We start from the raw sequence: 13,541 nt of genomic DNA on the forward strand, positions 1-13,541 counted from the left end.
TCCCCGCTTGTCCTTCTAGTATCTGGTGACGCGCAATGATGGGGGAGGGGCGTGAACACGTCTGCGTCGAATCTGATCGACCAGCCATGGATTCCGGTCGCATGGGTGAAGGGGCAGTCGCGCCCACCTGAAGTGGGGCTCAGGGATCTGTTTGTGCACGCCCGAGAGATCCGCACTCTGCTGATCCCGGAGGCTCCGGCTCACTCGGCGCTGCTGCGCTTGCTGTACGCGCTGACCGCCCGGATCACCGCTCTGGACGAGGCAGGGCCCGGAAGCTGGGGCGACCGACGGGAACAGGTCCTCGAACAAGGGTTTCCTGAGCAGAGCATCGACCTGTTTGACGGCCGCAAAGCCGGCATCGAAGGCTACTTCGGTCAGTGGAGCCACCGCTTCAACCTGTTCGACGGCGATCGTCCGTGGCTCCAGGACCCCCGCCTCCCTGACCAGTGCGACAGGAACAACACTGCCGGCGTCCACAAGCTGGTCATGAGCCGGGCAGCGGGCAACAACCACTCCTGGTTCGAGCACTGGAGCCACGACACTCCCGTGCCCCTCGATCTTTCGCACACGGCATTATCGCTGCTGACCTGGCATTACTGGGGAGACCCCGGCGCCCTTTCGAGACGTGCGGTCGGGCAAGTGAGGAGCCACTATGCGAAAGCTTCACCACTGCGAGCCGCGCTGTCGTACCACCCGCAGTGCGACAACCTGCTCTTGACGCTGCTGGCCGGTCTCACACCGCCGGACGGCGACGTCAGTCGGCACACGGACCTGTGCCCGTGGGAGCGCGAAGACCTCCCAGACCCGCTCAAGCCGATGCCCGAGCCGCAGGGCCCCTGCTCACGGCTCACCGCCTGTTCACAGCACGCACTCTGTCTCATCCCCGCCCCGGACGGCGAGCATACGGCCGACGCGTACATCACCTGGGCTTATGACGCCGAGCGGATCCGGCCGGAAGACGACTACCTGATCTGGGACATCGCCAAGTACGGGAAGACATCCCCCCGGCTCGCATGCTCCTCCCGTTCTCTGTGGCGCGACATCGACGCCCTCCTGCTCAAGCAACTGGACGACGCAAACCCCATCCAGCCGAAGGTCATGGACCATGCCTTCGACGTCAGCGAGTACTTACGGGTACGCGCCCTCGGCTTCGAACAGGACGCCAGCCAGGCAGCCAACCACCAGTACGTCGACTCCGTGACCCCGGTGCTCCTATCCCGAGTGGAAGAGGATGCGGCGAGCACCGAGCGGCCCGTGCGCCAGCTCCGCGAACTCGGCGAGCTCTTCGGGTACCGGCTGGAGCAGGCCACCAAGGAAGCCTGGCTGAAGTACACGGACGACAAGAAGAACGATCCGGGGGCCTGGCTGGATGCGGTCGCGGCACGGTACTGGCCGTCGGCGGAGGACGAGTTCTGGTCGCGGTTCCGGCAGTTGACACGCTCTGGCGGCCCCATGGACACCGGATTCGACTTCGAGGCCGCGTGCCGAGCCTTCGGACGGCACGCGCTCGACGCCTACGAGGCAGTGACCGGCTCCGTGACGCGCACACCACGAGGCGCCAAGGCCGTCACCAGGGCGAAGGCCATCATTCTCGCCGCCCTGAAAGACCCGCACAAAGCGATGGAGGAACCGGCGACGAAAAGTGCGGCCAAGAAGTCGTGACCGTCGCCCGCCGACCCGAGGACAAGCTGTGACCTTCCAAGCTTCTGAAGCGAGCAAGCGGCAGAGGAATCGCGCCACGTACGCCGCATTCACCGCACACATTGAACATCTGTGCCGCACAGACCCCGGCGCCCGTGCGGCGCTGCGCGCGGGCCTGCGCCGCGACCTGGACCACCCGCGCACACGCCCCATGCACCGGCTGCTGACGCCGCGCCTGCCGGAAGGGTGCGACGACAAGACAGCGCAGGCTCACTACACAGTAGCCTCGCTGATCGCGGCTCAGCCCCGACACGCCTTCTCACCCGACCAGGGAGACGACGAAGACACCGCAGATGAACACGGGGCCGCAAAGAAGGAGGCTCCTCGGGAGGAGGGAGAACCGGACGAGAGGGGGACTCCGCCCGGGCCGACACCGTATGGCTCCTCGTTCGGTGCCACCCTGGGCCAAGCCGTCACCGCAAAGGGCGCCTCAATGCGGATGAGCGCCGCAGAAAGCCGTATCAACCTCCTGACGCGGCAGAGCCTCCGCGGTATCCACCTGCACCTCCCTGCTGCGGTGAATCAGGTACGCACCACCGACGCCTCTATGGACTGGGAACAGTTGTTGGCAGACCTCGTCGACTGGCAGTACCAGTCGGGGCGTATCAGCCGCCGCTGGCTGCAGGACTTCTACCGGATCACGGCCGGCGCCGACCAGGACTGACCCTCACCCACAGGAGATCCCCGATGAACCTCAAGCCACGCTTCATCGACATCCACGTCGTCCAACCAGTCCCCTACGCGAACCTGAATCGGGACGACACTAATTCGGTGAAAAGCATGCTCTACGGCGACGCCCTGCGTACCCGCATCTCCAGCCAGTCCTGGAAGCGGGCCACCCGCAAGCACTTCCAGGACACGCTCGGCGAGAACGCGCTGCGCACACGCCGCATCGGCGAGCGGGTCGCCGAGGTGCTTCGCGAGCGTGGGTGGGACAAGGCGCTTGCCGAACGCGCGGGCGCGCATGTTGCGGCGGGGAGCAGCATCAAGTGGGAGGTGGCCAAGGGGAAGGACAAGCAACCGATCACGAACAAGGTCCTCACCAACGCGCTCGTCTATCTTCCCGAAGACGCTGTCGAGGACTTGGCCGACATCGCCGAAGCCAACAAGGACGCGCTCACGACCGACTTCACCGGCAAAGGAAAGAACAAGCCCGAAAGCGCCCTGAAAGGGAAGATCGACAAGATCCTTGCCAAAAGGAACGGGGTCATCAACCTCTTTGGCCGCATGCTCACCGAGGTCGACCAGGCCAATGTGGACGGTGCCGTCCAGGTCGCGCACGCCTTCACCACGCACACCACTGAGGTCGAACTCGACTACTTCGCAGCTGTCGACGATGTCACCGAAGCGAAGGATGATGAAACGGGCAGTGGCCACATGGGCACTGCCGAGTTCAGCACCGGCACCTTCTACCGGTTCGCCACCGTCGATCTCAAGGAACTCATCAAGAATCTGAGCGATGACAGCGACATCGCACTCGATGCCGCCCGCGAGCTCGTCGGCCAGTTCCTGCTCTCCTTCATCGAGTCCCTGCCGCAGGCGAAAAAGAACTCCACCGCCCCGCACACCATCCCGCATCTGGTCCACGTGGCGGTCCGCTCCGACCGGCCGCTGTCGTTCGCCGCAGCCTTCGAGGAACCCGTACGCTCAGCCGGACACGGCGGCTTCGTCGGGCGCTCCGTGGAAGGCATCGATGCGTACGCCAAGGCCGCGAACACTCTCCTCGGCCCCGACCGAGTTCTGCACGCGGCCCATGCTTCCCTCCAGTTCGACAAGCTCGAGCACCTCGGCGAGCGTCACTCGTCCTTCGACGCTCTCGTCACCGCTACCGTCGACTTCGCTCTCGCCGAGGCCCCGCAGTGACCGACCGCCCCTCCCGAGGGCTGCTGTTGCGTCTGGCAGGCCCACTCCAGTCCTGGGGCACGCACAGCAAGTACGCGCGACGTGACACAGCCCGATTCCCCACCCGGTCGGGCATCGTGGGCATGCTAGCCGCAGGTCTCGGGCGAGTGCGCCAGGCGTCCTTGGACGACCTCACGGAGCTGTCGATGACCGTACGTGTCGACCGACCCGGTGTCGTGCTGTCCGACTTCCACACCGTCGGCGGTGGACTGCCCGCCGACGAGACAGTGATCACCGTCGACGGAAAACACCGCCCCGAGGGTAAGGGCACTCTGGTATCCAGGCGCCAGTACCTAGCCGACGCTGCTTTCACGCTCGCGCTGACGTCCGATGATGAAGCGCTGCTGCACACGTGCGCCGCTGCTCTGCGTGACCCGTACTGGCCGCTCTTTCTCGGCCGCCGGTCATGCCCGCCGGAAGGCCCGATCCTGCTGGGCTGCGGGGAAGATCCGCTGCGCCACCTGGTACAGCTGCCCTTGGCTGCCAAGAGGCCGCGCAGCGGCCGCCAGCCGATTGAGTTCTACGGCGACAGACCGCTCGGTGCGCTCCCCGTGAACTCCGACGCCCCGGACAAGGGCGACGGGGATCACCACAGCGGCGAGGTCACCGACGAACCTATGTCTTTCGCACCACTGGCACGCCGGTACCGGCCTCGGCCGCTGTACCGGCGTGCCGTGCACCTACCGGACGCCGCCTACAAAGGCTTCGGCACCGGCTACCTGGAGACGCTCCAGAACTACATCGACACCCACTTCGCGATGGCGGAAAGGAGCACCCGGTGACTGCATGGCTAGCCCCCCATCGTGCCCTGCTCTCGCGAGGCCCGCCGAACTGAGCGGCAACGTGCAAGGCACCCGACTGTGCCAGCGCATGGTGCAGATGTTCCCCGACGCGCTCGAAGCGGCGTACGACTCCTGCTATACCCTCATCGATGCTGCTTGCTCCGCCAGAGCGCGGGCGCGAACGGGCTCGCACTCCGGCTGGCCGGCCTGATGCAGTCCGGGGGCGAACGCTCGGCGTTCGCCCCCCGGCGGGGACACCGCCCCGTCCCCCAGGCACTCCGCGCTGCTCGGCGCGCTTGCCGCGGCGCAGGGCATCACACACCAGGACACAGGCGCATTCGACCGGTACGCGGCTCTGGAGTTCACCGTCCGGGTGGACCGGCCCGGCGGCCGGCGAAGCAGACGTGCACACCGTGTACGACATGCCCCTCTGCCGCCCTGCACGGCCGCAATTGCGCACGACGCCAGCTCCACCGCACCGGGGAACGCTACTCCCTGCACCTGGTTACCGGCCCCACACCTTGCCCACAAAGCTGGTCCACTACGCCATGAAGGAGGCCGCCGCATGAGCCCCAGCGCGGCCCTCGCCCGCATCCGCCTCAATCCCCACAGCCGCGCCGTCCAGCGCGACCTGCGCAACGCTACCGACATGCACCGCACCCTTATGCGTCTGGTACCCGACGGCCTGGGCGGCAGTCCCCGGCAGGCGGCCGGGCTCCTGTACCGCCTCGACGTAACCGACACCTTCAGCACGCTCCTGGTCCAGGCCGCCACCCTCGACCCGACACGCCTGCCCGACGACTACGGCCACGCCGACGTCAAAGACCTCACCCCGGTGTTCAACGCCCTTCAGAAGGGCCTCGCCGTCCGCTACCGCATCGTCGTCAACCCGGTCAAAACCGAACGCCTGCCACTGGAGAACAGGGGCCAACGTGGCAAACGCATCGCGCTCACCGGACCGGACGCCGACCAGTGGTGGGCACGCCGCGCCCACGAGGCCGGACTGCACCTGACCACAGCGCTGCCCACCCTGGTCGCTGCCGTGCACGGCCGCCGCGACAGCGCCGCCGCCGCGCGGCATCACCTGGTGCGCTACGACGGCACCGCCACCGTCACCGACCCTGACGCCCTGGCCGAGGCCGTACTGGTCGGCATCGGACGGGCCAAGTCTTACGGCGCTGGGCTGCTCAGCCTTGCCCGCGCGGCCGCATGAGCCCACGTTCGACGGCGGCCAGGCCAATAAGCGCCTGGCCGCGACCGCCCTGGCCTTGCTCTCCCCGGCGTCGCCGACTTCCTGTACTTCTTGTACCTCGACGTCCTCCTCGCCGAAGGGAGGATGTTCGGACCCCGCGTGTGGATCGCTCAGCCGGTCCGCCGTCCTCCCCGCCGATGCCGGGGGCGACGCGTGGGAAAGAGGCACCCCCCCCCACGTCGGTGAGGAGGACCCCATGGCGCGAATGCGTACGAGTGAGACGCCGGAACACCCCGCGCCGGCGGGGAGGACCGCAGTGCCAAGGGGACGGCGTCGCTGGTCGGCAGAGCACCCCAGTGGTGGGGGAGGACTTGGCCCTCCAGCTCACGGACGAGCAGAATGACGGCACACCCTCACGTCGGCGGAGAGGACGCTCAGTACCCGCACGCCACCCAGGGTGGGCGGGGAGACCTGGCGCGGCGATGGCGTCGTGCAGCGATCCGGGCGGAACACCCCCGCGTCGGCGGGGAGCACAGCTTGGTCCGCTTGGCCTTCAGCTCGCGGATCGGAACACCCGCGCATCGGCGGGGAGGACGTGTCCGTCTCTCCGGGCGTGAAGGCGGGCGACGGAACACCCCCACGTCGGCGGGAGGACTCTGACTCCCTCTCCTTCCTGTACCTGGACATGGTCCGCGTGGTATAGGACGACACCGGAGTGTGCGCGCAGATCCAGATCGACGAACACCGCACGGACCTCGTCTACATCCCCACCGCCGCTCTTTCCTTGTTCCGGGCCCGGATAACCGGCAGTACGTCGCTGAGTGGTCCTCCCCGCCGATGCGGGGGTGTTCCGCAGATGGAGCAGACCCTCGCCAACCAGGAGGATTCCTCCCCGCCGATGCGGGGGTGTTCCGCTGTCCAACATCGGCAAGGACGCGCCGCCCGGTCTTCCCCGCCGATGAGGGGGTGTCCCGAAGCGCCGCAAGAACCTGGCCCGGCCGGTCCTGTCCTCCCCGCCGACGCGGGGGTGTTCCGGTGTGGAGCACCGGCGGGAAGAACCCGCGTGCGTCCTCCCCGCCGGCGTGGGGGTGTTCCGAGCCCCCAGGCCCTTGATCGCCTTCAGAGCCGGCCCTCCCCGCCGACGTGGGGGCGTTCCGAGGGTTCTGGAGGTGGCCTGAACGGAACTCTGATGGCAGGGGGCTGAACTACTGCTGTGGTGGTAGTTACTGACTTCGGCTCGTCAGGGGGCTCTGGATCGTCCAGAGTCAGGCCGGTGCCGGCTATGAACCCGTCGAGGGTGTCTGGCCGGTACCGAAGGCGCTTGAGCCGGTTGCGTACGAGGGCTTCGAGCCGGTCTAGGGCGACTACGGCGAAGTTGGCCATGCTGCGCTTGACCCGCGTGGCGTCGCCGTGCTGCTGGCCCACGGACACTCCCAGTAGCCCTCGGATAGAGCAGGCGCTTAGAAGGCGCCTGCTCTATCCACTGAGCTACGGGGGCTGACCTGCGTAAACGCAGCCTCCGGGTGCTGCCCCCCCCCCCCGGGCGCGGGGGACGCATGGGGGAATCGCGGATTCCCGGTGACCGGGGGACGCGGGCCCCCGCGATCGGGCCGGACGCAGGCTCTCACATTATCTTCACGTCCCCGAAGCCTCTCGCGGAAACAATCCCGCACCTCGTCGGCGTTGGCGATCTCCGAGCCGAGGAGGGGAAGGTGTCGGGCCTGAAGCTGTTCCGCACGGACACGACGAACAACGGCATGGCCGAGGTCATGCCGCGTCTTGCTGAGATCGAGGCAGATGTACAGGGCCTCGTCGAGACCCACATGGAGACGCTGCTGGGCGTGCGGCTTCTGGCGAGCGAGTACAGCACCGGACCGGTGCACGGGGGCCGGATTGACTCGCTCGGGCTGGACGAGAACGGCTCGCCGGTCATCGTTGAGTACAAGCGTGGCACGGATGCCGGCGTGATCAATCAGGGCTTGTTCTACCTGGCCTGGCTGATGGATCACCGCGCCGAGTTCGAGCACCCGGCCCACCGCGTCATCGCGGACCTGAACATGCTCCAGCAACCGTGCCCAGGTGCCGTCCGCCTCCCAGCGGGCGAACCGCTCGTAGACGGTCTGCCACGGCCCGAACCGGTCGGGAAGATCCCGCCACGGAGCCCCGGTCCGCAGCCGCCACAGCACCCCGTTGACCACCTGCCGGTGATCACGCCACGGACGGCCCCGTCCGTCCACCTGAGGCAAAAGGGGCTCTATCCGCCTCCATGCCGCATCCGTCAACTCACCTCGACCTGCCACAAGATCAATTATCGGACCGGCTATAGAGTCCTGCCCGTGGCGAATCATCAGGACGAGATCAGGACGGCCTACGACGGTGTCGTCGAGCTGTACGCATCGCTGTTCGCAAACCGGCTGGAGACACAGCCTTTCTCCCGGGCCATGATCGGCACCTTCGCCGAACTGGTGCGCGCGACGGGCAACCTGCGGGCAGCGGACGTCGGGTGCGGGCCCGGACATCTGACAGCCATGCTGCACGAACTTGGCCTGGACGCCTTCGGACTCGACCTTGCCCCCGGTATGGTCGACCACGCCCGGCAGGCCCATCCGGCGCTGCGCTTCCAAGAGGCGCGGATGGAATCCCTGCCGATCGAGGACGGCACGCTCGGTGGCGTACTGGCCCACTACTCGATGATCCACACCCCTCCGGGGGAGCTGCCGGAGCTGCTCGCCGAGCAGGTACGCGTCCTGGCGCCGGACGGTCTGCTCCTGGTCTCCTTCTTCGGGACCGACGGACAAGAACCGGTCCGGTTCGACCACAAGGTGGCGCCCGCCTACAGCTGGCCGGTGGATCGCCTCGCCGAACTGCTGGGCGATGCTGGGCTCGATCCCTTCACCCGGCTGCTCCACGATCCAGCCTCTGACCGGGGCTTCCTCGACGCCCATCTACTGGCCCGCCGTTCGTAGCCACTGCCCAGTCCCCCAGCCGATCGGCGCACCTCCGGATTGCCAGCTCAGCCGAATCTCGCTGATCAGACCGGAATTGTCAGACACCCCCTAGGCCGAGCAGATGCCGATCCGGGCGATCCCCGGCACCTGGGCATCTCGAAGAACACGGCGAAACGCGCGCTGGCGCATGACCGGCCGCCGAAGTATGAGCGTCCGGCGAAGGGCTCGGTGGTGGACGCGGTCGAGGTGCAGATTCGCGAGCTTTTGCGGGAGCTTCGTGGAGTCCTACCGCATGCTCTGTTCGAACCCACGCGTCACGGACGGTACTTCTACGATCTTCAGGGTTGGCTGTCTCGGCGATCGCGTTCGCCTCTGCTCGGGCCGGCAGCCTCGGCGGCCGCGTCCTCCTGATCGTGCACGCGAAGGGATTCCACACCAATCGCGGTGACAACCTCGGGTGCGAGTCGGACCAGCGCTGGGAGGCAGATGCTCCAGTGGCCGGCGCAGAGGGCCTGTGCAACCAGCGCGTGCGCACGATCGGCATGGGAGTCGAGCGCGATCGTCGTCAGAGCCCTGGAACGCTCAGCAGGCTCGGTAATGCTGGCGGCGACCTCCGCGGCACGTGCGATGTCGCCGCTTCCCGCGTGGCCGAGAGCGATCTCGCTGAGTATGCGCGCTCGCTGGAGCGGTTCGGTGATCGACCGCGTGATGCGCTCCGCATCGTCGAGGGCGCCGAACTCCACCATGCACCGCGCGACGGCCGCGAGAGCCTTCGCCCTCCGTGACGCGTCGGAGATGCTGCGGGCGATGCGCTCCGCCTGCACGAGGTGACCGGCGTGTGCCGCGGCCGAGGCGGCGACGCTCATGGCCTTCTGGAGGAGTGGCGGGCTGGTAATCGAACCGATGAGCCGTTCCGCTCGATCAGGGTCGCCTGCCAGGGCCATCTCCTTCGCGATCACGGTAATGTACCGGGCTCGGCTCGTTGTGTTCGGCAGTGCGTCGGCTACGGCGAGGGCACACTCGATGAGGTCCTCGGACATCCGTGTGTCTCCCGCCGCCGCGGCCTTCGTCGAGAGGGAGACGAAGGTCTCGACCTGGAGCCCGGGGGAGACGATGGACTCCACAGCCTCTCTGGCCCCCTGTACGTCACCGTTCTCCACAGCCGTACGGGCATGGTTGGCGGGACCATCGGCCTGTTGGTGTGTGTTGACGAAAGAGGAGGGCCACGGGGGGTGCCCAGTCTCGGAGGAACTCGGGTTCCCGGGGTCAGTGGACGGGCGATGCTTTCGAGGCGACCTCTTCTGCCCACCAGGGACTGTAGGTGTTTCACGCGACAGCGCGGAGAGAGCCTTGCGCCTGCACCCCGGGTCCTCGATCGAACGGGCAACCCTGGCTACCCGTTCTCGATCGGCACGAGTCAGGCCCGCCTTGACAATCAGCCACAGTGCCGTCGACCGCTGTGCCACGTCGATGATGGAGGCGGCGACGCCTTCCGCTCGGCCCAGGTCACCTGCCAGAGCGATCGCCTCCGCGACGACGGTCAGAGAACGATCCCTCTGCGGAACATCGGAAATGGCGCGGGCGATCCCTTCGGCCCGAGATAGATCACCGGTCGATGCCGTGGCCTGCGCGAGAAGGGCCTGGTCTCTCCCGATGTGATCCCGGCCGTTCATGGATCGCGCCCTTGCCTCTGCCTCTGTGGCAAGGTCCTCTGCACACTGCGCTTCCCCCTTCGCGGCCAGGCCCGATGCCACGACTGCCAGCGCTGTCGCCCGACGGCCAGGGGAGTCGAAGCTGTGCGCTAGGGTCACTGCGCGATCTGAGGCACCTGAGAACGCCATGACCCGGGCGACGGCGATGAGGCAGTTGAACCTCTCGGCTCCTCGGGTCACCGCATGAGCGGCCTTCTCGGCCTGACGAAGGAGCTTGATCGCTTTTCTCTCCATGCCGGCTTCCGCCATCTCACGTGCGACTGAGGCGAGAATCCAGGCCCGGCGTCCCGGGTTCCGAAGGGACGACGCGAGAGACTCGGCTTGCCTCGCGAGGTCTGCGGCGATCCGCCCGGCGCCAGCGGCGTTCGCCGCCCGTGCGACCACAGCGAGCGCCTGGGCCCGATTGGACGGTGGGCGCACCGAGCGCGCGATGTCCTGGGCCCTGCGCCAGTCACCGGCGTCGGCCACCTCCATCACCACGGCGCAGAGGGCATGGGCACGCTCAGAAGCGTGCGGCACGGACTTCGCCAGCGCAAGGCCACGCTTCACGTCCCCGCCGACCGCGGCGGCACGTGCGACGGTGCAGAGGACTTGTGACCGCTGCACTCCGTTCGCTATCGAGCCGGCCAGCTCTTCCGCGTGCGTGACCAACAACCGCGCACGATCCGGGTTCCCGGCTCGGGCGACGGCCCGGGCGGTCACCGCGTACGCGTGAGCCTGCCCGCCGATCTCCCTCACGGTAAGGGCGCACCGCTCGGCCTCCTCGGCCACCTTCCGGGCGCGCTGGACGTCCCCGGCGGCCGCCATATGGCGTGAAACCGAAGCGAGTGCCCGGACTTGTCGCGCCGGCGTGGTGATCGAGCGGGCCAGGGCCTCAGCACGGCTGTGTCGATCCAATTGTGCCCAGACCACAGGCAGATAAGTAGGAATATGATCGTTTCGTTGGGTGAGCTTGGCCCGGTGGACGGCCAGTCGGCTTAGCCCGACGAGGTCCGGCGCGGGAGAGCGGAGCAGGAACTCCTGTGCGGTCGCGATCTCCGCGAGCGCAACGCTGTCGCCGCCGATGGTGTCCAGCATCCGATGGTGCCGGTAGGGATCCGTAGCACACGTCACCATGCGGGGGACGTCACCCGTGCTGTGAAGGAGCTTGAAGTAGCCGTGCAGGAGGTACTCGGGCGAGCCGATCGGCCACTTCGCTGCGCGAAACCCTTCGGCCCATGCGTGGATCCGTTCCCGGTACTTGGCCAGGCGGGTCTCGCCGAGAAAGCGCAGCGCCTGCCGCTGGATCTCCTCATGGCTGAGGACGTAGATCGCCACCTGTGATCGCCACCGTCCGGCCCGGGAGGCAAATGTACGACCCGAAACCGCCCCAAGCTGGCTCTCGATCTCCCCTTCCGAAAGGCCGGTGAGCTGAGCCAAGTCTGCTTCGGAGAGCCCTCCTCCGGCCGCCGCCAACAGGCCGAGTAGATCCTTCTCGACCGTAGTTCCGTGCAGGAGTCTCCTGAGTTCGCGCTCTGCGTCCTGCCGGACCACCTCTGCGTACGGGGAGGCGGCCAGCGTCTGCACGATCTCAGGCCGGCGCAGCGGGTGGTCGTCGGGGACGTCGACGGGGATCGGAGGATTCGGTCGCCCAGCGACGATCACGCGCATGCCGGAGGGCGGGTCGGCTGGCAAGATCGCCGCGATGCTGTGCGCGTCCGGACCGGTGGTCACCCCACGGTCCTCGTCCAGGCCATCCACCACGAGGACCAAGCGCTCGCCCCTCCGCCGGCACATGTCTGCTGCACGCTCGAGCGCCCCCAGCAGATGTGCCTCGCGGGTGGCGTCGGTGAGCAGCATAGGCATGGGCTCGCCCATGAGCTCCCATGCCTGTTCGAGAACTACCTCCGTGAACGCCTTGCTATCCGCCTGTCCTGCCCAGCGGGCGGTGATGAAGAAGGACAACACCCGCACTCCGGGAGGCGGATTCAGCACGAAGGTTGAAAGCAGTGCCGACTTGCCCGCCCATGCCTCAGCGCGCCACCACACGTACTGCGGTCCCGGTTCGGGGCCGGTGCAGAAGTGCGTCAACTTGTCCATTTCGTTTGCACGCGACCGCAGCCGCTCCGGCGCGATCCGCCGGACCTGGGACAAGTAGGCGGAACGCACCACAGGGACGTGCGCCGCCGCATCATCCGAGTCGTCAATGCCCTTGCCCTTCGACGGGCTCACGGCGAGAGGAAAGCCGATCAGGTCACGTCGCAGGGAGTCGACCGACTTTGTCGCGGCAGCTGGTGCGTACCGCCCGACGAGTTCGCAAAGTCGGCTGAACAAGCGGTCCGCGGCTTCTGCCGTGCCGGATTCGACGACGCCCCGGAGGCGTCCCACCACCATCGTGCGGTCCGACTCATCGACACCTTCGAGTCGCACTTCTCGGAGCCGCAACGTCCCTAGCACACGCCAGGTCAGCTCGGTCGCGGATACGATGGTCATGTCGATCCCCTCACCTGCCGCGGCCAGGGCGATGACGGTGTCGAGATGTCGCAGTCGCTCCCGTACCTGTCGTTGCGTCCGCCCAGGGCGCGAGACCTCGGAACGGAACTGGTCTGCACTCTCGGTGTCGCGAGCGATTCCGGCCAGTTCCCGGAGTTCCCGTACGTGCGGGTTGGGGCTCGCCACGATCAGGGCGAGCCGCCAGCGGCCCTCGGCGATTTCCTGTCCGTGTTCCTGAACCACTCGGACGTAGGAGCCCATAAGTTCGACGGTCGCCCGATTGCTGGGTACGAACGATGGATCTCTGCGAACGCCGATCGAGACTCGCCGCCGAGCGCCGTCGGCCGAACGTCCGCTCAGGAGCAGGTCGTCGACCGCGCTGGAGGCACTTGCCTGGAAGACGAGCTCGTCCGGGGTCACGTCGTCCCCGAGCTCTGCTAGGGGATCGGCTGTGAGTAGATGGCTTAGCAGCAGCGCCCCGTAGCGGTGCTCGAGGACGGTTCCTCCGCCGCCCGTCGCATACGGACTTGCACACCTCTCGTCGTTCTGGACACGGGATTGATCAGGCACCCGTTCAGCCTACGTGCCCAAGCTCTTTCGGCTACCGGCGCGTTGCCGCTGCCGTCGCCTATACCTCGCTCTGCCCGGCAGTGGTCGGCGACTTCGCAGGCGTGCGGGATGCCGTTACGGAGCCTCGGAGATCATTTCGAAACCGCGTCGGTGGATCGAGGCTAAGTGACGCACCGCGCGGTGGTGATCTCCGAGCGCCAAGACGATCGGAAGGCCGAGTTGCAGGTCGAGCTCACCGATCCGGTGTCTTCGACTCCCGGGG

Annotated in this window: 7 protein-coding genes, 1 tRNA gene and 2 pseudogenes; 7 read left to right on the forward strand and 3 right to left on the reverse strand. The window is 67.4% G+C overall.

The features are described 5' to 3' along the window. Window positions 1-51: 51 nt before the first annotated feature. The 5 genes from casA (at window position 52) to cas6e (ending at window position 5,598) form a co-directional block, all read left to right on the forward strand. Entirely contained in the window at window positions 52-1,662 is a 1,611-nt protein-coding gene (casA, locus tag ACFT4A_RS06255; RefSeq protein WP_382826423.1) for a type I-E CRISPR-associated protein Cse1/CasA, read from the forward strand. A gap of 28 nt (window positions 1,663-1,690) precedes the next feature. Next, window positions 1,691-2,365, forward strand: coding sequence for a type I-E CRISPR-associated protein Cse2/CasB (gene casB / locus ACFT4A_RS06260; protein ID WP_382826425.1), 675 nt, complete (start codon window positions 1,691-1,693; stop codon window positions 2,363-2,365). Between the two features lie 23 nt (window positions 2,366-2,388). Beyond that, complete coding sequence (gene cas7e, locus ACFT4A_RS06265) at window positions 2,389-3,564, forward strand: type I-E CRISPR-associated protein Cas7/Cse4/CasC (protein ID WP_382826427.1); 1,176 nt, start codon at window positions 2,389-2,391, stop codon at window positions 3,562-3,564. Then, window positions 3,561-4,385, forward strand: coding sequence for a type I-E CRISPR-associated protein Cas5/CasD (gene cas5e, locus ACFT4A_RS06270; protein WP_382826428.1), 825 nt, complete (start codon window positions 3,561-3,563; stop codon window positions 4,383-4,385). Before cas7e ends, cas5e begins: the two co-directional genes overlap by 4 nt. Before the next feature lie 565 nt (window positions 4,386-4,950). After that, window positions 4,951-5,598 carry a type I-E CRISPR-associated protein Cas6/Cse3/CasE gene (gene cas6e, locus ACFT4A_RS06275; protein ID WP_382826430.1) on the forward strand — a complete coding sequence of 216 codons (648 nt, stop codon included), beginning with the start codon at window positions 4,951-4,953 and terminating at the stop codon, window positions 5,596-5,598. A gap of 1,397 nt (window positions 5,599-6,995) precedes the next feature. Here the strand turns inward: cas6e and ACFT4A_RS06280 are convergent. Both ACFT4A_RS06280 and ACFT4A_RS06285 read right to left on the reverse strand, forming a co-directional pair. Next, window positions 6,996-7,075: transfer RNA gene (locus ACFT4A_RS06280), tRNA-Arg, on the reverse strand. A 526-nt stretch (window positions 7,076-7,601) separates the two neighbouring features. Then, window positions 7,602-7,877 (reverse strand): annotated as a pseudogene (locus ACFT4A_RS06285) (IS5 family transposase); the annotation flags it as partial. 36 nt (window positions 7,878-7,913) lie between these two features. Here ACFT4A_RS06285 and ACFT4A_RS06290 point away from each other — a divergent pair. Together ACFT4A_RS06290 and ACFT4A_RS06295 are read left to right on the forward strand one after the other, a co-directional pair. Further along, window positions 7,914-8,543, forward strand: a complete 630-nt coding sequence (locus ACFT4A_RS06290; protein ID WP_382826432.1) for a class I SAM-dependent methyltransferase — start codon at window positions 7,914-7,916, stop codon at window positions 8,541-8,543. A gap of 103 nt (window positions 8,544-8,646) precedes the next feature. Continuing rightward, window positions 8,647-8,795, forward strand: a pseudogene (locus ACFT4A_RS06295) (IS21 family transposase); the annotation flags it as partial. 68 nt (window positions 8,796-8,863) lie between these two features. Here the strand turns inward: ACFT4A_RS06295 and ACFT4A_RS06300 are convergent. Next, window positions 8,864-13,129 carry a hypothetical protein gene (locus ACFT4A_RS06300; RefSeq protein WP_382826434.1) on the reverse strand — a complete coding sequence of 1,422 codons (4,266 nt, stop codon included), beginning with the start codon at window positions 13,127-13,129 and terminating at the stop codon, window positions 8,864-8,866. Window positions 13,130-13,541: the final 412 nt, after the last annotated feature.

Source organism: Streptomyces sp. NPDC057099, assembly GCF_042671245.1.
GTDB classification, from domain to species: domain Bacteria; phylum Actinomycetota; class Actinomycetes; order Streptomycetales; family Streptomycetaceae; genus Streptomyces; species Streptomyces purpurascens.

What these genes read in the sequence shown, in the direction of transcription:
- cas6e (WP_382826430.1), top strand. Translation starts at nt 4,951, where the DNA reads ATGAGCCCCAGCGCGGCCCTCGCCCGCATCCGCCTCAATCCCCACAGC.
- cas7e (WP_382826427.1), top strand. Translation starts at nt 2,389, where the DNA reads ATGAACCTCAAGCCACGCTTCATCGACATCCACGTCGTCCAACCAGTC.